Source organism: Comamonas faecalis (genome assembly GCF_039538025.1).
Lineage (GTDB): Bacteria > Pseudomonadota > Gammaproteobacteria > Burkholderiales > Burkholderiaceae_C > Comamonas_C > Comamonas_C faecalis.
In genome coordinates, this window is the sequence record NZ_BAABBP010000014.1 from 20582 (window position 1) to 38847 (window position 18266).

An 18266-nucleotide genomic window follows, 5' to 3' on the forward strand; every position below is an offset into this window, starting at 1 on the left:
GAATTGCTTGCATGTGGAGCGCCGGCATTTCGCCGGCATGTCTGCTCACCCCGCGCGCTTGTTGAGCAGCGCCACCGCCACGCGCGACTGGGGTTTGCGGCCCAGGTGGCCGCTGATGAAGGCGCCGGCGTCGACCAGCGCGTCCAGGTCGATGCCGGTGGCGATGCCCATGCCGTGCAACAGGTAGACCAGGTCTTCGGTCGCCACGTTGCCGGTGGCGCCCTTGGCGTAGGGGCAGCCGCCCAGGCCGGCCACCGAGCTCTGGAAGTTCCACACGCCCAGCTCCAGCGCGGCCAGGGTGTTGGACAGCGCCTGGCCGTAGGTGTCGTGGAAGTGGCCGCTCACATGGTCGATGTCGTAGTGTTGCAGCGCCGCCTCGATGGCGCGCTGCACCTTCAGCGGCGTGCCCACGCCGATGGTGTCGGCCACGTCGACGCGCTCGACGCCTATGCCTTTCATCAGAGCGGCCAGGTAGGCCACGCGCCCGGGGGCGACCTCGCCCTCGTAGGGGCAGCCGACGGTGCAGCTCATCGCGCCGCGCACCGCCACGCCGGCGGCAAGCGCCGCCTCGACGACGGGGGCGAAGCGCTCGATGCTCTCGGCGATCGAGCAGTTGATGTTCTTCTGGCTGAAGGCCTCGCTGGCGGCGCCGAAGACGACGATCTCGTCGGGTTTGTCGGGAACGGCCGCCTCCCAGCCCTTGAGGTTGGGCGTCAGCACGCTGTAGCGCACGCCGGGCTGGCGCGTGATGCCGGCCATCACGTCGTGGTTGTCGGCCATCTGCGGCACCCACTTTGGGCTGACGTAGCTGGTGACCTCGATCTCGCGCAGGCCGGCGGCCTGCAGCTGGTGCACCAGCTCGACCTTGATCTCGGCCGGCACGGGCTGTTTCTCGTTCTGCAGCCCGTCGCGTGGGCCGACGTCGATGATGCGGACATGGTCTGGATATTTCATGGCTGACTCGTAGCAGAAAAAGGGGGGAATTCAGTAACCGCGCGCGGGCTCGACGATGCCGGAGATCGCCTCGCCGCGATCGAGCGCAGCGATCTTGCGCGCAATCTGCGCAATCGTCTCGTCACGCAGCGTGCGCGCCGAGGTGTGGGGCGTGACCGTGATCTTCGGGTGCGCCCAGAACGGGTGCTCGGGCGGCAGTGGTTCGGTGCGGAACACGTCCAGCGTCGCGCCGGCCACCTGGCCCTCGTCGAGCAGCGCCAGCAGGTCGGCCTCGACCAGGTGGTCGCCGCGCGCGACGTTGATCAGGTAGGCGCCCGGTTGCAGCCGCGAGAGGTTGGCGCGGTTCAGGATGCCCTGCGTGTCGTCGGTCAGCGGCAGCAGGTTGACCAGCACGCGGCTGGCGGCAAGAAAGTCCTTGAAGCCCTGCGCGCCGCTGTGGCAGGCGATGCCGTCCATCTGCCGCGGGCTGCGGCTCCAGCCGTGCACCGGAAAGTCGAACTGCGCCAGCGCCTGCGCGACGCGCTGGCCCAGCACGCCCAGGCCCATCACGCCGATGGGGAAGTCGCGCCGCAGCCGGGGTTTGCGAAAGCTCCAGGCGTGCTCGCGCGCGCTGGCCTCATAGGCGTCCAGCTCGCGGAAATGACGGATCACCGCGTGGCAGACGTATTCGGCCATCTGCACCGACATGCCGGCGTCTTCCAGCCGCACGACGGGCAGATCGGCGGGCAGGCGCAGCTTGAGCAGCGCGTCGACGCCGGCGCCGGTGTTGAACAGCGCCTTGAGCTGGCGCTGCTCGTCGATGAATTGCTGCGGCGGCGACCAGACGATGGCGTAGTCCGCAGCTGCGGCGCCGGGTTGCCAGGCGCTGATGTCGGCCTGCGGCAGGAGGGCGCGCAGGCCGGCCAGCCAGGGTTCGGGTTTGGTGTGGGTGCAGCAAAAAGTGATTTTCATGGCTGCACAGCGTACCGCAGCCCGTGCCGATGCGCCGCACCCTAGAAACGGCAGTTGACCGCTTGCTATCTTCACAAGAGCCGCATGGATACTGACATTAGCTGTTTCGTTGGAGTTCACCTGTGGAGTGAACGCACTATGTGCTCGCCAGCACCGTGCTCGACGCGCCATGCGGCGTTGCTCCTCCTTGCGGGCAGGAGCCCGCTGCGTCGTCTCGCCTTGCCTGGCACGCCGATCACGGCGCTGGCGAGCGCATCCAACTGCCGTTTCTAGGGTCACGCGTCTTGCAGCGTCAGCAGCTCGGCGCCCTCGGCCACCTGGTCGCCGGGCGCGTACAGCAGCTCGGCGACCACGCCGTCGCGCGGTGCGGCAATCGTGTGCTCCATCTTCATCGCCTCCATCACCGCCAGCGGCTGGCCGCGGCCGACCTTGTCGCCCGCCTGCACCGCAAACGAAACCACCTTGCCGGGCATCGGCGCGGTGAGGCGCCCGCCCTCGCTGGCGGCCTCGCCGGCGTGGGCCAGCGGGTCGACCAGCGTGATGCGCGTGGCGCCGCGTGCGGTGAACACATGGGCCTGGCCGCCCAGGCGGTAGACGCTGGTGTGCACCCTGTGCTCGCCCCACTGCAAATCGATGCCGCCTTCGGTGCGCGCGACAAAGGCGAGCGCCGCGCTTTGGCCGCCCACCTGCAGCTGGTGCGCGCCGCCGCGCTGGCCATAGGTCAGCAGCGCCTGCGCCGGCTCGCCGGCGAACCCGAAGTCGAAGCGGCGCGTCAGCGGCGTGAGCGAGCGCCAGCCGTCGCGCTGGTTCCAGGGGTTGGCGCCGGGCGCGGCCTGCTCGCGCTGCAGCTGGTCGGCCACGGCGGCGGCCGCGGCCAGCGCCAGGCCCACGGGCTCCTGGTTGAACAGTGCGGCGCGCTCGCGCTCGATCAGCGCGGTGTCGAGCCGGGCGCTGGAGAACGCCTGGCTGCGCACCGCGTAGCGCAGAAACTGCAGGTTGGTGGCCAGGCCGACGATGTGCGTCTGCGCCAGCGCTTCGTCCAGCCGCGCCAGCGCCTGCTCGCGCGTGTCGCCGTGCACGATGAGCTTGGCGACCATCGAATCGTAGAACGGGCTGATCGCGTCGCCCTCGCGCACCCCGTCGTCAAAGCGCACGTCGCCGCGCGCGAACGCCGTGTGCGCCGGCTTGCGGTAGACGGCCAGCTGGCCGGTGGCGGGCAGAAACTGGTTGTCCGGGTTCTCGGCGCAGATGCGCGCCTCGATCGCGTGGCCATGGATCTTCAGCTCGCCCTGGCGCAGCGGCAGCGGCTGGCCGCTGGCCACGCGCAGTTGCCACTCGACCAGATCCAGCCCGGTGATCGCCTCGGTCACCGGGTGCTCGACCTGCAGGCGGGTGTTCATCTCCATGAAGTAGAACTTCATCTGCTCGGGCGCGTCGTAGCCGCCTGGCTGCTCGACGATGAATTCCACCGTGCCCGCGCCCACATAGTCCACGGCCTTGGCCGCGGCAACGGCGGCCTCGCCCATGCGCGCGCGCATCTCGGGCGTCATGCCGGGTGCCGGCGCCTCTTCCAGCACCTTTTGGTGGCGCCGCTGCGTCGAGCAGTCGCGCTCGAACAGATAGACCACGTCGCCCTGGCTGTCGCCAAACACCTGGATCTCGATGTGGCGCGGGCGCTGCACGTATTTCTCGACCAGCACCGCGTCATTGCCAAAGCTGTTGATCGCCTCGCGCTTGCACGACTGCAGCGCCGCGGCGAAGTCCTCGCTCTTCTCGACCAGGCGCATGCCCTTGCCGCCGCCGCCGGCGCTGGCCTTGATCAGCACCGGGTAGCCGATGGCGTCGGCCTCGCGCTGCAGCAGCGCGGGATCCTGGTCCTCGCCCTGGTAGCCCGGCACCAGCGGCACGCCGGCCTTGGCCATCAGGCGCTTGGACTCGGCCTTCAGGCCCATGGCCTGGATGGCACTGGCGGGCGGGCCGATGAAGACCAGCCCCGCGTCGGCGCAGGCGCGGGCGAAGTCCTCGTTCTCGCTCAGAAAGCCGTAGCCCGGGTGGATGGCCTGGGCGCCGGTGGATTTCGCGGCGTCGATGATGGCCTGCCAGCGCAGATAGCTGTCCTTGGGGGCGCTGGCGCCAATGTGCACCGCCTCGTCGCAGGCGGCCACATGCTTGGCCTGGGCGTCGGCGTCGGAGTACACCGCGACGGTCTGCACGCCCAGGCGGCGGGCGGTGGCGGCGACGCGGCAGGCGATCTCGCCGCGGTTGGCAATCAGGATTTTGTTGAACATTCAGACCACCTTGGTAGAAGCGGAAAACAGCGAGGACACGCGCCGCAGCACGGCGCGCAGGAATTTGAAAAGCACGACCAGCAGCGCCACGGACAGCGCCAGCACCAGCACTAGGGCCAGCGCGAACCACAGCGGGTGCTGTACTGCCAGCCACAGCATCGCGGCGACCAGCCCGTCCTCCATGAACGACAGGCCCCAGTTGGACAGCGGCTCGGGCGAGGTGTTGGCCGCCGCGCGCGTGGTCATCTTGGTGGCCAGCGCAGTGGCCGACAGCGTGCCGCCCAATAGGCCCGCGGCCAGCGCCATGCTGGCGTTGTCGGCGCCGAATACGCCGGCCGCAAGCAAGGCGCCGGCCGGCACGCGGATGAAGGCGTGCAGCGCGTCCCAGGCGCTGTCGAGCCACGGCACCTTGTCGGCAAAGAATTCGACGAGCAGCATGAAACCGCTGGCCGCCAGCACCAGCGGGTGCTGCAGCACGGCCAGCGCCGGGGGCAGGCTCATCCAGCCCAGCGCACCGGCGGCGCCCACCAGGAAGATGACGGCGTACAGCCGCAACCCGCTGGCCCAGCCCAGCGCCGCGGCCAGCGCCAGCAGGCCGGGCATGTCCAGCCGCTGCGTGGCGTGCGCCGCCCCGTCGGCCACCGCCTGGGCGGTGTCCGCGTCGATGTGCAGGCCCACGCGGTGGAGCCATTGCACGAGGTCGAGCCAGAGCTGGTCCATGGCTGTCAGCCGTTATGCATTGCTCCCTCCCCCTCTGGGGGAGGGTTGGGGTGGGGGCTGGCTGCGCCCGGGCATTGCTGCCGGCAAGATGCCGGCGCTCCCATGTTTGGAGTTTCGGGCACGGCGGCCATCCTCACGCCAGCCAGCCCGGCTTGCGCTTTTGCAAAAAGGACTGCACGCCCTCGCGGCCTTCGTCGCTCGCGCGGATGTCGGCAATGCCCTCTACCGTCTCGGCGATCAGCTCGGCGTCGATCGCGCGCCCGGCCACGTCGAGCACCAGGGTCTTGCACGCGCGCATCGCGTTGGGGCTGGCGCTGGCCAGGGCCTTGACCAGGGTGTCCACCCGGGCGTCGAGCTGGTCGGCCGCGGCCACCTCGTGCACGAAGCCGATGCGCAGCGCTTCAAACGCGTCGAAGCGCTCGGCGGTCAGAAAGTAGCGGTGCGCCGCGCGCGCGCCCATGGCGCGTATCACGTAGGGGCTGATGGTGGCGGGGATGAGGCCGATCTTGACCTCGGACAGGTAAAAGCCCGCGGTATCGACCGCGACCGCCATGTCGCAGGCGGCCACCAGGCCCATGCCGCCGGCGTACACGTCGCCCTGCACGCGGGCGACCGTGGGCTTGGGGCATTCGTAGATCACGCGCAGCATCTCGGCGAGCTTGCCCGCGTCGGCAATGTTCTCGTCGCGCGTGTAGTCGGCCATGCGGCGCATCCAGTTGAGGTTGGCGCCGGCGCAGAATGCCGGCCCCTCGGCGGCCAGCACCACGGCGCGCACCTCGGCGCGCGCGCCGACCTCGGTGAACGCGGCGGTGATCTGGGCGATGACCTCGTCGCTGAAGGCGTTGCGCACCTCGGGCTGGGTCAGTGTGATGGTGGCGCGGTGGCCCTCGTAGCGGATGGAAAGAGCGCTCATGTCTGTCTCATTGATTCGTGGTTACATGCGGAACACGCCGAACTTCACGTCCGGCACCGGTGCGCAGCGCGCGGTGGCCAGCGCCAGCGCCAGCACGCGGCGGGTGTCGGCGGGGTCGATGATGCCGTCGTCCCACAGCCGCGCGGTGGCGTAGTAGGGGTGGCCCTGTTTCTCGTACTGGTCGCGGATCGGCGCCTTGAAGGCTTCTTCTTCGTCTGCGCTCCAGTGCCCGCCCTTGCGCTCGATGCCGTCGCGCTTGACGGTGGCAAGCACGCTGGCCGCCTGCTCGCCGCCCATCACGCTGATGCGCGCGTTGGGCCACATCCAGAGGAAGCGCGGCGAGTACGCCCGCCCGCACATGCCGTAGTTGCCGGCGCCAAAGCTGCCGCCGATGATGATGGTGAACTTGGGCACGTTGGCCGTGGCCACGGCGGTGACCAGCTTGGCGCCGTGGCGGGCAATGCCTTCGTTTTCGTATTTGCGCCCGACCATGAAGCCGGTGATGTTCTGCAAAAAGATGAGCGGAATCTTGCGCTGGCAGCACAGCTCGATGAAGTGCGCGCCCTTTTGCGCCGACTCGGAGAACAGGATGCCGTTGTTGGCAATGATGCCGACGGCCATGCCCTCGATGCGAGCGAAGCCGCACACCAGCGTCGCGCCAAAGCGCGCCTTGAACTCGTCGAACGCGCTGTCGTCGACGACGCGGGCAATGATCTCGCGCACGTCGAACGGCTTGCGCGTGTCGGTCGGGATCACGCCATACAGCTCGTGCGCGTCGTGGCGCGGCGGCTGCGCCGGCCGATCCGAGGGGGCCGGCGCGGGCGCCGCACGGTTGAGGTTCTTGACCGCGTTGCGCGCCAGCGCCAGCGCGTGCATGTCGTCCTGTGCCAGGTGGTCGGCCACGCCCGACAGGCGGGTGTGCACGTCGCCGCCGCCCAGGTCTTCGGCGCTCACCTCCTCGCCCGTGGCGGCCTTGACCAGCGGCGGGCCGCCCAGAAAGATGGTGCCCTGGTTCTTGACGATGATGGTCTCGTCGCTCATTGCCGGCACGTAGGCGCCACCGGCGGTACAACTGCCCATGACGACCGCGATCTGCGCGATGCCCTGGGCGCTCAGGTTGGCCTGGTTGTAGAAGATGCGGCCAAAGTGGTCGCGGTCGGGGAAGACCTCGTCCTGGTTGGGCAGGTTGGCGCCGCCCGAGTCGACCAGGTAGATGCAGGGCAGGTGGTTCTGCTCGGCGATCTCCTGAGCGCGCAAATGCTTTTTGACAGTGACCGGGTAGTAGGTGCCGCCCTTCACCGTGGCGTCGTTGCACACCACCATGCAGGCGATGCCATCCACCTGGCCGATGCCGGCGATCAGGCCGGCGCCCGGCGCGTCGTTGCCGTACATGTTGAGCGCCGCCAGCGGCGCGATCTCCAGAAAGGGCGTGCCGGGGTCGAGCAGCATCTGCACGCGCTCGCGCGGCAGCAGCTTGCCGCGCGCCACGTGCTTGGCGCGCGCGGCCTCGCTGCCGCCCAGCGCCACGCGCGCGACCTGGGCGCGCAAATCGTCGACCACCGCCTGCATCGCGCTGGCGTTGGCCTGGAAGTCCGCCGACCGCGGGTTCAGTTGTGTCTCCAGAATGCTCATGGCTGACCTCTTTGCTGTGGTGTTCGTGAAGGGGATAGGGGTTTTTTCACGGCCGGACGGAAAACGCGGGCGGCAGATGAAGAAAATGCTGCATGCACGCTGTTGAAATCGTCCTGCTCGTCCTGCTGCTGGGTGCGCTGACGGGCATTGTGGCCCGCTATGTGCGCGCCATCCCGCTGCCGTTGATCCAGATCGCGCTGGGCGCGTTGATCGCCTGGCCCCAGGCGGGGCTGCACATTGCCTTCGACCCGGAGCTGTTCCTGCTGCTGTTCATCCCGCCGCTGCTGTTTGCCGACGGCTGGCGCATCCCCAAGCGCGAGTTCTTCGCGCTGGCGCGGCCCATTTTGCTGCTGGCGCTGGGCCTGGTGCTGTTCACCGTGGTGGGCCTGGGCTACCTGATCCACTGGATGATTCCGGAGATGCCGCTGGCCGTGGCCTTCGCGCTGGCGGCCGTGGTCTCGCCCACCGACGCGGTGGCGGTCTCGTCGATCACGCGCAACCTGGGCATGCCCGAGAAGACCATGCATGTGCTGGAGGGCGAGTCGCTGCTCAACGACGCCTCGGGCCTGGTGGCGCTGAAGTTCGGCATCGCCGCCACGCTGACCGGCCTGTTCTCGTGGACCGACGTGGCCCGCGACTTCACCTGGATGGCCGTCGGCGGCCTGGGCGTGGGTGCGGCGATCGGCTGGGGCTTTTCTTATGCGCGCGGCACCATCACGCGCCGTCTGGGCGACGTGGCGGCCACGCAAATGGTGCTGCTGCTGGTGCTGCTGCCGTTCGCCGCCTACATCGTCGGCGAGAAGATCGGCGTGTCGGGCATTCTGTCGGTCGTCGCCGCCGGCGTGGCCACCAACTTCGGCGATCTGGAGCGCAGCAGCTACATCAGCGAGCGGCTGCAGACGGCCGGCACCTGGAGCATGGTGGAGGCGGCGTTCAACGGCGCGGTCTTTTTGCTGCTGGGCCTGCAGCTGCCGTCCATCATCGGCGTGACGCTGCACAAGGCCGGCCACGACTGGTGGATTCTGGTGGGCTACGTCGCCGCCATCTCGTTCGCGCTGCTGCTGCTGCGCTGGATCTGGCTGACGCTGGGCGTGCACGGCTCGCTCTTGCGCGCCCACCGCCAGGGCAAGATGGCCGAGCGCCCCTCGCCGCTGCTGAACCTGGCGACCACCATGGCCGGCATCCGCGGCGCGGTGACGCTGGCCGGCGCGCTGTCCGTGCCCATGTTTCTGGCGGACGGCCAGCCGTTCCCGGCGCGCGACATGCTGGTCTTCCTGGCCACCGGCACCATTTTGTTCACGCTGGTGCTGGGCTCGGCCAGCCTGCCCATCATCCTGCGCCGCCTGCCGCCGACCGCCGAGTCGCCCACGCTGCGCGAGGAGCGCCTGGCGCGCGAGCAGGCCTGCATGGCTGCCATCAGCCGGCTGGCGCTGACCGAGCAGGAGCTGCAGGATCGCGATCCCGAGTGGATCGCGATGCGCCAGGAGGTCAACGGCCACCTGACGCAGGAGTACCGCAACCGCGTCCAGCTGCTCGATGACGGCAGCGGCATGGTCTCGACCATCGAGGCGCAGCGCGAGGCGCCCGAGGTGGTGCGCCAGCGCAAGCTGCGCTACGTGCTGGAGATCGAGACCCGCCTCGACTGCATCCACGCCGAGCGGGATTTCTACTACCACGAGCGCCAGGCCCACCGCATCAACGACGAGTCGCTGCGCAACCTGGTCAGCGAGCTGGACATGCAGGAGGTGGCAATGCGCAAGCGCCTGGTCGTCGCCCGCCGCGCGGCCGGGCTGAATCCGGGCACGGGCGACGACTGGCACTAGGAGCCTGCGCGGCAGAAGCGCGTCGGCTCCCAGCGATCTTCCAGGCATGTGTGCACTCAATTTCTCAGCTTCTCAGGCCGTGGGCCCGGCGCGCAGGTCGAGTTGCTCGATCATCGCGTCGCGGATGCGGAATTTCTGGATCTTGCCGGTCACGGTCATCGGGAACTCGGCGACGAAGCGGATGTAGCGCGGCACCTTGTGGTGCGCGATCTGACCCTTGCAGAAGTCGCGGATGTCCTGCTCGGTCGGGTTGGTGCCGGGCTTGGCGATGATCCAGGCGCACAGCTCCTCGCCGTACTTCGCGTCGGGCACGCCGACCACCTGCACGTCCTGCACCTGCGGGTGGCGATACAGAAATTCCTCGATCTCGCGCGGGTACAGGTTCTCGCCGCCGCGGATCACCATGTCCTTGATGCGTCCGACGATGTTGACGTAGCCCTCGTCGTCCATCGTTGCCAGGTCGCCGGTATGCATGAAGCCCTCGGCGTCGATGGCCTCGCGCGTGCGCTCCTCGTCGCCCCAGTAGCCGTGCATCACCGAATAGCCCTGGGTGCACAGCTCGCCGGTCGCGCCGCGCGGCACGATGGCGCCGGTCTCTGGGTCGACGATCTTGACCACCAGGTGCGGCTGCACCAGGCCGACGGTCGAGACGCGCTTGGCCAGCGGCGTGTCGGTGCTGCTCTGGCAGCTCACCGGGCTGGTTTCGGTCATGCCATAGGCAATCGTCACCTCGGTCATGTTCATCTCGGCCTGCACCCGCTTCATCACCTCGATCGGGCAGGGGCTGCCGGCCATGATGCCGGTGCGCAGCGTCGACAGGTCGAACTCGGCAAAGCGCGGGTGATCCAGCTCGGCGATGAACATGGTCGGCACGCCGTGCAGGCCGGTGCAGCGCTCGGCCTGCACGGTCTCCAGCACCGACAGCGGCTCGAAGCCGTCGCTGGGGTAGACGATGGTGCTGCCATGCGTGAAGCAGGCCAGGTTGCCCAGCACCATGCCGAAGCAGTGGTACAGCGGCACCGGAATGCACAGCCGGTCGGCGCTGGTCAGCCTCATGCATTCGCCGATGAAGAAGCCGTTGTTCAGGATGTTGCGGTGCGTCAGCGTCGCGCCCTTGGGGAAACCGGTGGTGCCGCTGGTGAACTGGATGTTGATCGGGTCGGTGTTCTTGAGCTGCGCGGCAATCGCGTCGATGCGCGCATCCTGCGCGTCGCCGCGTTCCATCAGCGTGGAAAAGCGCAGCATGCCCGGCTGCTCGCTGCCCTGGCCGGCCGCGTCGATCCACACCACGCTGCGCAGCGCCGGCAGCCGCTTGGCCGCCAGCTTGCCGGGCAGGCACAGCGCGAGCTCGGGCGCCAACTCGCGCAGCATGCCAAGGTAGTCGCTGGTCTTGAATTGCGCCATGGTCACCAGCGCCTTGCAGCCGACCTTGCCCAGTGCGTATTCCAGCTCGGCCACGCGGTAGGCCGGGTTGATGTTGACCAGGATGAGCCCGGCCTGGGCCGTGGCCAGCTGCATCAGCACCCATTCGGCGTTGTTGTGCGACCAGATGCCGACGCGGTCGCCCGGCGTGAGCCCCAGGCCCAACAGGGCGCTGGCCAGGCGCCGCACCTCGGCGTGCAACTGCGCGTAGCTGTAGCGCAGGCCCTGGTGGCGGCTGACCAGCGCCTCGTGCGCGCCCTGGCGGCGGGCCATATCGGCGAAGAAGTCGCCAATCGTCTGTTCGATCAGCGCGGTGTCGGTCGCGCCTTGCGCCAGGCTGGGGGCGGGGCTGGTCATCGGTTGGTCTCCTTCATGTCCTGCGGCAGGTAGTTTCCAAGGGTACGCCGGGTCGTGATGCAGATGGGGCCAGCCAGGTTGCAATAATGGCCATCGACCCTGATCGTGCCCACCGCTGCCCGCATGTCGACGCCCGCCTTTCCTGCCGTTTCTCGCGCCCGCGCGCCACTTGCGCCGCACCAGGGCAGCGCGGTCACGCCCATGGCCTTCGTCCAGGCCATCGTCCATGCCTATGCACTGCGCGGCATGGACGCTGCGCAGGTGCTGCAGCAGGCACACATTGCGCCACAGGACGTGAGCGACGCCAGCCAGCGCATCACCGCCGCGCAAATGGAGTTGCTGTGCGAGGGCGCGATGCGCGGGCTGGACGACGAGGCGCTGGGCTGGTTCGAGCGCCGCCTGCCCTGGGGCAGCTACGGCATGCTGGTGCGCGCGTCGATCACCGCGCCCGACCTGGGCCTGGCTCTGGCGCGCTGGTGCCGCCACCACAACCTGCTGACCGACACCGTCGCGCTGGCGCTGCAAAGCGATGGCGCGCAGGCCGTGGTGACGCTGGCCGAGCAGAGCCCGCCGGGCGGCGACGGCGCGTTGCGCGAGTTCTGCATGGTCTCGCTGCTGCGCAACCTGCACGGCGTGGCCTGCTGGCTGATCGACTCGCGCCTGCCGCTGCTGGCAGTGGAGTTTCCGTTTGCCGCGCCGGCGCACGCCGGCGTCTACCCGCTGCTGTTCCCGGGGCCGGTGCGTTTCGACGCGCCGCAGGCCCGGCTGTGTTTTGACGCGCGCTACCTGGTGCTGCCGCTGGCGCGCGACGAGGCGCAGCTGCGCCAAATGCTGCAGCGCGCGCTGCCGCTCACCGTGTTGCAGTACCGCCGCGACCGCCTGCTGGTGGCGCGCGTGCGCCAGCTGCTGGCCGCCAACCCGGCGGCCGCCCACGACGGCGAGGGCCTGGCCGCGCAGCTGCACCTGTCGGTGCGCACGCTGCACCGCCAGTTGCGCGAGCAGGGCGCGTCGCTGCAGCAGCTCAAGGACGAGGTGCGCCGCGCGCGCGCCATTGAGCTGCTGCAGCGCACGCGCCGCCCGGTCAAGCAGGTGGCGCAGGCGGTGGGCTTTGCCAGCGAGAAGAGCTTCATCCGCGCGTTTCGCGGCTGGACCGGCCAGTCGCCCACGCAGTTGCGCGTGCAGGCGCAGCTGGGTGCCGGCTGACGTTTTTCCCGCCAGCAGGGCAATGCCGGCAATGCCCTTGCAGCTATCGGTGCAGGCGCCGGTGAACGGGCAGGGTTCTTCCTAGAATGTTCCGCCTGTTTTGCAAAGACCTCTTCCATGACACAGCCGCACGGCCTGATCCGCATCCATGGTGCGCGCCAGCACAACCTCAAGAACATCGACCTCGACATCCGCACCGGCGAGCTGACGGTGGTCACCGGCCCCAGCGGCTCGGGCAAGTCCAGCCTGGTGTTCGACACGCTGTACGCCGAGGGCCAGCGCCGCTACGTCGAGACCTTCAGCGCCTATGCGCGCCAGTTCCTCGACCGCATGGACAAGCCGGCGGTGGACAAGGTCGAGGGCGTGCCGCCGGCGATTGCCATCGACCAGACCAACCCGGTGCGCTCCAGCCGCTCGACGGTCGGCACGATGACCGAGCTGAACGACCACCTGAAGCTGCTGTTCGCGCGCGCCGGCCGGTTGTTCGACCGCGTCAGCGCCCAGCCGGTGCGCCACGACAGCGCGCAAAGCATTTACGACGAGCTGCTGGCGCGCTGCGCCGCGCAGGGCGACCCGCGCATCGTGCTGACCTTTGCGGTCGAGCTGCCCGAGAACGTCAGCGCCGAGCAGCTGCAGCAGTGGCTGTCGGCCAGCGGCTTCACCAAGGTGCAGGCCGAGCGCGCCGCCGGCGGCAAGAAGCTGCTGGACGTGGTGGCCGACCGCTTTCGCATCGCCGGCACCGAGCGCGTCCGGGCCATGGAGGCCATCGAGCTGGCGCTGCTGCGCGGCGGCGGGCGCATGGCCGTCTACCGGCTGCGCGACGACGGCGAGCCTGAGATTTGGCGCTTCTCCACCGGCCTGCACTGCCCCGACACCGACCTGCGCTACAGCGAGCCGATCGCGTCGATGTTCTCGTTCAACTCGGCCGTCGGCGCCTGCGAGGCCTGCCGCGGCTTTGGCCGGGTCATCGGCGTCGACTGGGGCCTGGTCATTCCCAACGACAAGCTGACACTGCGCGGCGGCGCGATCAAGGCCATCCAGACGCCGGCCTGGCAGGAAATCCAGGACGACCTGCTGCGCTACGCCGAGGCGGCAGGCATTGCGCGCGACACGCCCTGGTACAAGCTCACCGCCGAGCAGCAGCGTTGGGTCATCGAGGGCACGCCGGATTTTCGCGAGGGCAACTGGAACCGCCAGTGGTATGGCATCCGCCGCTTCTTCGCCTACCTGGAGACCAAGGCCTACAAGATGCACATCCGGGTGCTGCTGTCCAAATACCGCAGCTACACCACCTGCCCCAGCTGCGCCGGCGCGCGCCTGAAGACCGAAAGCATGCTGTGGCGCGTGGGCAGCAAAACGGATGCCGACGCGGTGCTGGCGCCGGAAAAGCGCTTCATGCCCCAGGGCGTGCAGTGGACGCGCGAGCAGCTTGAAGCGCTGCCCGGCCTGTGCCTGCATGACCTGATGCTGCTGCCGCTGGAGCGGCTGGCGCGGTTTTTTGCGCGGCTGCAGCAGGGGGGCGCGCCGGCCGATCTTGCCGCGCCCGCCAGCGACGTGGGCGCCGCAGCGCGCAGCGCCGACGCCCAGGCGCTCAAGCTCATCCTGGACGAGATCCTGGCGCGCGTGAAATACCTGTGCGACGTGGGCATCGGCTACCTGACGCTGGACCGGCAAAGCCGCACGCTGAGCGGCGGCGAGGTGCAGCGCATCAACCTGACGACCGCGCTGGGCACCAGCCTGGTCAACACGCTGTTCGTGCTCGACGAGCCCAGCATCGGCCTGCACCCGCGTGACATGGACCGCATCAACCAGGCCATGCTGCGCCTGCGCGACGCGGGCAACACCCTGGTCGTCGTCGAGCACGACCCGGCCGTCATGCTGGCGGCCGACCGCGTGATCGACATGGGCCCTGGCCCGGGCCAGCTGGGCGGGCGCATCGTGTTCGACGGTACGGTCGAACAGCTGCGCCGCGCCGACACGCTGACCGGCCAGTACCTGGGCGGGCGGCGCACCATCACCAGCGGCGCGGCGCGGCCAGTGCAGCCGGGCACGCCGCGGCTGATCCTGGAGGGCGCGCGTGCGCACAACCTGCGCGGCATCGACGTGGCGTTCCCGCTGCAGCGCCTGGTCACCGTCACCGGCGTGTCGGGCTCGGGCAAGTCCACGCTGATCCAGGACATCCTGGCGCCGGCGCTTTTGCGCCAGTTCGGCAAGGCGACCGAGGCGCCGGGCGCGCATGACCGCCTGCTGGGCTTCGATCACCTGAGCGATGTGGTGTTCGTCGACCAGTCGCCGATCGGCAAGACCGCGCGCTCCAACCCGGCCAGCTACGTTGGCGCGTGGGACGCGGTGCGCGAGATCTTCGCCAACGCGCCGCTGTCGCGCGAGCGCGGCTACACCGCGGCCAAGTTCAGCTTCAACAGTGGCGATGGGCGCTGCCCGACCTGCGGCGGCTCCGGCTTCGAGCATGTGGAGATGCAGTTCCTCAGCGACGTTTACCTGCGCTGCCCCGACTGCAACGGCCGGCGCTACCGCCCCGAGGTGCTGGAAGTGCGCATAGAGCGCGGCGGCCGCGTGCTCAGCGTGGCCGACGTGCTGGAGCTGACGGTGAGCGAGGCGGCCCAGTTGTTTGTCCGCGACCGCGAGGTGGTGCGCGCGCTGGCGCCGATTGTCGACGTGGGCCTGGAATACGTGCGCCTGGGCCAGCCGGTGCCGACGTTGTCGGGCGGTGAGGCGCAGCGCCTGAAGCTTGCCGGCTTTCTGGCCGAGGCGGCCCGCACCGCGGCCAGCAGCCGCCAGCCGCTGGCGCGCAAGGGCACGCTGTTTCTGTTCGACGAGCCGACGACCGGCCTGCACTTCGACGACATCGCCAAGCTGATGCGCGCGCTGAGAAAGCTGCTGGACGCCGGCCACTCGCTGATCGTCATCGAGCACAACCTGGACGTGATCGCTGCGTCCGACTGGGTGATCGACCTGGGTCCCGAGGGCGGCGAAGGCGGCGGCCAGCTGGTCGCCCAGGGCACGCCGCAGGACTTGCGCGAGCACCCGGACTCCCATACCGGCGCGGCGCTGCGGCAGTATGCGCAGGCCATCGGCGCGCCGCAGGCGGCGCTGGTGGCTGCCGAGCCTCGCCTGGCCTATGCACGGCCGCGCGCAGCGGTCACGCAGAGCATCGACATCGTCCGCGCGCGCGAGCACAACCTCAAGAACCTCAGCGTCTCGATTCCGCGCGGCAGGTTCAACGTGGTCACCGGCGTGTCGGGCTCGGGCAAGTCCACGCTGGCCTTCGACATCCTGTTCAACGAGGGCCAGCGCCGCTACCTGGAGAGCCTCAACGCCTATGCACGCTCCATCGTCCAGCCCGCGGGCCGGCCCGAGGTCGACGCGGTCTACGGCATTCCGCCGACGGTGGCCATCGAGCAGCGGCTGTCGCGGGGCGGGCGCAAGAGCACCGTGGGCACCGTCACCGAGGTCTGGCACTTTCTGCGCTTGGCTTACGTCAAGCTGGGCATGCAGCACTGCATTCATGACGGCGCGAAGGTGGAGCCGCAGAGCGCGGACAGCATCGTCGCCCAGGTGCTGCGCGACTACCGCGGCCAGCACGTCGGGCTGCTGGCGCCGCTGGTCGTCAACCGCAAGGGCGTGTACACCGAGTTGGCCGACTGGGCGCGCCCGCGCGGCTACACGCATCTGCGCGTCGACGGCGCATTTCTGCCGACGACCGGCTTTCCGCGCATCGACCGCTTCAAGGAGCACAACATCGAGCTGCCGGTGTTCAGCCTGGACGTGCTGCCCGAGAACGAGGCGCTGCTGCGCGAGCAGCTGGAGCACGCGCTGCTGCTGGGCAAGGGCGTGGTGCAGGTCATCAGCGCGCTGGACGGCCTGCAGCAGGCGCTGGAGCAGGGCCTGCCGACGGCGGGCATCGGCAGCGTGCAGGCGTTCTCCACGCTGCGCGCCTGTCCGGTGTGCGCCACCAGCTACGCCGAGCCCGACCCGCGCCTGTTCTCGTACAACAGCAAGCACGGCTGGTGCCCGGACTGCGTCGGCACCGGCGTGCGGCTCAACCGCGAGCAGCGCAAGCTGCTGGACGACACCCAGCTGGCCGACAAGGACAAGGGCCGCGAGCAAAGCTTTGCCGAACCCGACGTCGAGGACGTCAGCGACCAGGCCTGCCCCAGCTGCGACGGCACGCGCCTGAACCCTGTGGCGCGCGCGGTGCGCTTTGCCGGCGAGCCGATCACCGCGGTGGCGCGGCTGTCGGTCAGCGAGGTGCGCGCGTGGATCGCGGGCCTGCAGCTCGATGGCCGCGCCGCCGAGATCGCGCGCGACCTGCTGCCCGAGATCGCCAGCCGGCTGGAGTTTCTGGAAGAGGTCGGCCTGTCCTATCTGACGCTGGACCGCGGCGCGCCGACGCTGTCGGGCGGCGAGGCACAGCGCATCCGCCTGGCCGCGCAGCTGGGCAGCAACCTGCAGGGCGTGTGCTACGTGCTCGACGAGCCCACCATCGGCCTGCACGCGCGCGACAACCACATTCTGCTGAACGCGCTGCACAAGCTGGGCGACAAGGGCAACACGCTGGTCGTCGTCGAGCACGACGAGGACACCATCCGCCGCGCCGACCACATCATCGACATCGGCCCCAGCGCCGGCAAGCGCGGCGGGCGGCTGATCGCCGAAGGCAGCGTCGCCGACCTGGAGGCCGCGCCCGACTCGCAGACCGGCCGCTATCTGCTGCATGCGATGCGCCATCCGCTGCAGGCGCGCCGCGCGGTCTTGCTCCCTCCCCCAGAGGGAGAGGGAGTGAACACCGGCGCTGCCACTTCCTCGCCCCCAGCAGGGGGAGAGGGCCGGGGTGAGGGAGTATCCGCTCCCGCGCTGCAGTGGCTCACCGTGCGTGGCGCCCACCTGCACAACCTGCAGAACGTCACCGCGCGCGTGCCGCTGCAGCGGCTGGTGGCGGTCACCGGCGTGTCCGGCTCGGGCAAGTCCACGCTGGCGCGCGACGTGCTGCTGGCCAACGTGGCCGCCTGGGTCGGCCAGCGCCAGACCAAGGCAGGGCGCGAGGCCATGGATCTGCACGGCAAGGCGCCGCCGCTCGTCGGCTGCACCGGGCTGTCGGGCTTCGAGGGCATCGACCGTGTGCTCGAAGTCGACCAGACGCCGATCGGCAAGACGCCGCGCTCCTGCCCAGCGACCTACATCGGCTTCTGGGACCAGGTGCGCCGCCTGTTCGCCGAGACGCTGGAAGCCAAGGCGCGCGGCTACGCGCCGGGGCGCTTCTCGTTCAACACCGGCGCCGGGCGCTGCCCCTCCTGCGAAGGCCAGGGCATGCGCACCATCGCGATGAGTTTTCTGCCCGACGTCAAGCTGCCCTGCGAGGTCTGCCACGGCGCGCGCTTCAACCCCGAGACGCTGGCCGTCACCTGGCGCGGCAAGCACATCGGCGAGGTGCTGCAGATGGAGGTCGACGAGGCCGTCGGGTTCTTCGCGTCAATGCCGTCCATCGCCCACCCGCTGCAACTGCTGCAGGACGTGGGCCTGGGCTATCTGACGCTGGGCCAGCCCAGCCCGACGCTGTCGGGCGGCGAGGCGCAGCGCATCAAGCTGGTGACCGAGCTGTCCAAGGTGCGCGACGACGTGACCCGCCGCGGCCAGAAGCCGCCGCACACGCTGTACGTGCTCGATGAGCCGACGGTGGGCCTGCACATGGCCGACGTGGACAAGCTGATCCGCGTGCTGCACCGCCTGGTCGACGGCGGCCACAGCGTCGTCGTCATCGAGCACGACCTGCACGTCGTCGCCGAGGCCGACTGGATCATCGACCTGGGCCCCGAGGGCGGCAGCGGCGGCGGGCGCATCGTCGCGGCAGGCACGCCCGAGGAGCTGGTGGCGGCGGGGACGCACACCGGCCTGGCATTGGGGCCGGTGCTGGCGAGGGGATGAGGGGCCAGTGCCAGTTCAACTGGTTGCAATAACACCGCTTTCCCGGTTCGTGCACGCTCC

11 protein-coding genes are annotated in these 18266 nt (G+C 69.6%); 3 read left to right on the forward strand and 8 right to left on the reverse strand.

All coding sequences use genetic code 11. The annotated features are described in order from the left end of the window. Positions 1 to 45: 45 nt before the first annotated feature. The 6 genes from ABD767_RS09455 to ABD767_RS09480 form a co-directional block, all read right to left on the reverse strand. Positions 46 to 954: a hydroxymethylglutaryl-CoA lyase gene (locus ABD767_RS09455; RefSeq protein ID WP_103044092.1), complete on the reverse strand. Its 909-nt coding sequence runs from the start codon at positions 952 to 954 to the stop codon at positions 46 to 48. A gap of 30 nt (positions 955 to 984) precedes the next feature. Further along, positions 985 to 1905, reverse strand: coding sequence for an NAD(P)-dependent oxidoreductase (locus ABD767_RS09460; RefSeq protein ID WP_103044091.1), 921 nt, complete (start codon positions 1903 to 1905; stop codon positions 985 to 987). A 275-nt stretch (positions 1906 to 2180) separates the two neighbouring features. Beyond that, positions 2181 to 4193, reverse strand: a complete 2013-nt coding sequence (locus ABD767_RS09465; RefSeq protein WP_103044090.1) for an acetyl-CoA carboxylase biotin carboxylase subunit — start codon at positions 4191 to 4193, stop codon at positions 2181 to 2183. After that, positions 4194 to 4913, reverse strand: a complete 720-nt coding sequence (locus tag ABD767_RS09470; protein ID WP_103044089.1) for a DUF4126 family protein — start codon at positions 4911 to 4913, stop codon at positions 4194 to 4196. Between the two features lie 133 nt (positions 4914 to 5046). Continuing rightward, positions 5047 to 5826, reverse strand: a complete 780-nt coding sequence (locus tag ABD767_RS09475; protein WP_344869471.1) for an enoyl-CoA hydratase/isomerase family protein — start codon at positions 5824 to 5826, stop codon at positions 5047 to 5049. 21 nt (positions 5827 to 5847) lie between these two features. Next, the gene (locus tag ABD767_RS09480) at positions 5848 to 7458 is read right to left on the reverse strand and encodes a carboxyl transferase domain-containing protein (RefSeq protein WP_103044087.1); all 1611 of its coding nucleotides are present in this window, start codon (positions 7456 to 7458) and stop codon (positions 5848 to 5850) included. Between the two features lie 92 nt (positions 7459 to 7550). On the opposite strand from ABD767_RS09480, the gene ABD767_RS09485 reads away from it, so the two are divergent. Then, the gene (locus ABD767_RS09485; protein ID WP_103044086.1) at positions 7551 to 9281 is read left to right on the forward strand and encodes a Na+/H+ antiporter; all 1731 of its coding nucleotides are present in this window, start codon (positions 7551 to 7553) and stop codon (positions 9279 to 9281) included. A 72-nt stretch (positions 9282 to 9353) separates the two neighbouring features. Here the strand turns inward: ABD767_RS09485 and ABD767_RS09490 are convergent, their stop codons facing one another. Then, positions 9354 to 11060 carry a fatty acid CoA ligase family protein gene (locus ABD767_RS09490; RefSeq protein ID WP_103044085.1) on the reverse strand — a complete coding sequence of 569 codons (1707 nt, stop codon included), beginning with the start codon at positions 11058 to 11060 and terminating at the stop codon, positions 9354 to 9356. Further along, entirely contained in the window at positions 11057 to 11281 is a 225-nt protein-coding gene (locus tag ABD767_RS09495) for a hypothetical protein (RefSeq protein ID WP_344869474.1), read from the reverse strand. Before ABD767_RS09495 ends, ABD767_RS09490 begins: the two co-directional genes overlap by 4 nt. On the opposite strand from ABD767_RS09495, the gene ABD767_RS09500 reads away from it, so the two are divergent. After that, the gene (locus tag ABD767_RS09500; RefSeq protein WP_344869476.1) at positions 11262 to 12263 is read left to right on the forward strand and encodes an AraC family transcriptional regulator; all 1002 of its coding nucleotides are present in this window, start codon (positions 11262 to 11264) and stop codon (positions 12261 to 12263) included. The genes ABD767_RS09495 and ABD767_RS09500 overlap by 20 nt on opposite strands. Positions 12264 to 12380: 117 nt before the next feature. Beyond that, positions 12381 to 18206 carry an excinuclease ABC subunit UvrA gene (uvrA, locus tag ABD767_RS09505; RefSeq protein WP_344869478.1) on the forward strand — a complete coding sequence of 1942 codons (5826 nt, stop codon included), beginning with the start codon at positions 12381 to 12383 and terminating at the stop codon, positions 18204 to 18206. Positions 18207 to 18266 lie beyond the last annotated feature (60 nt).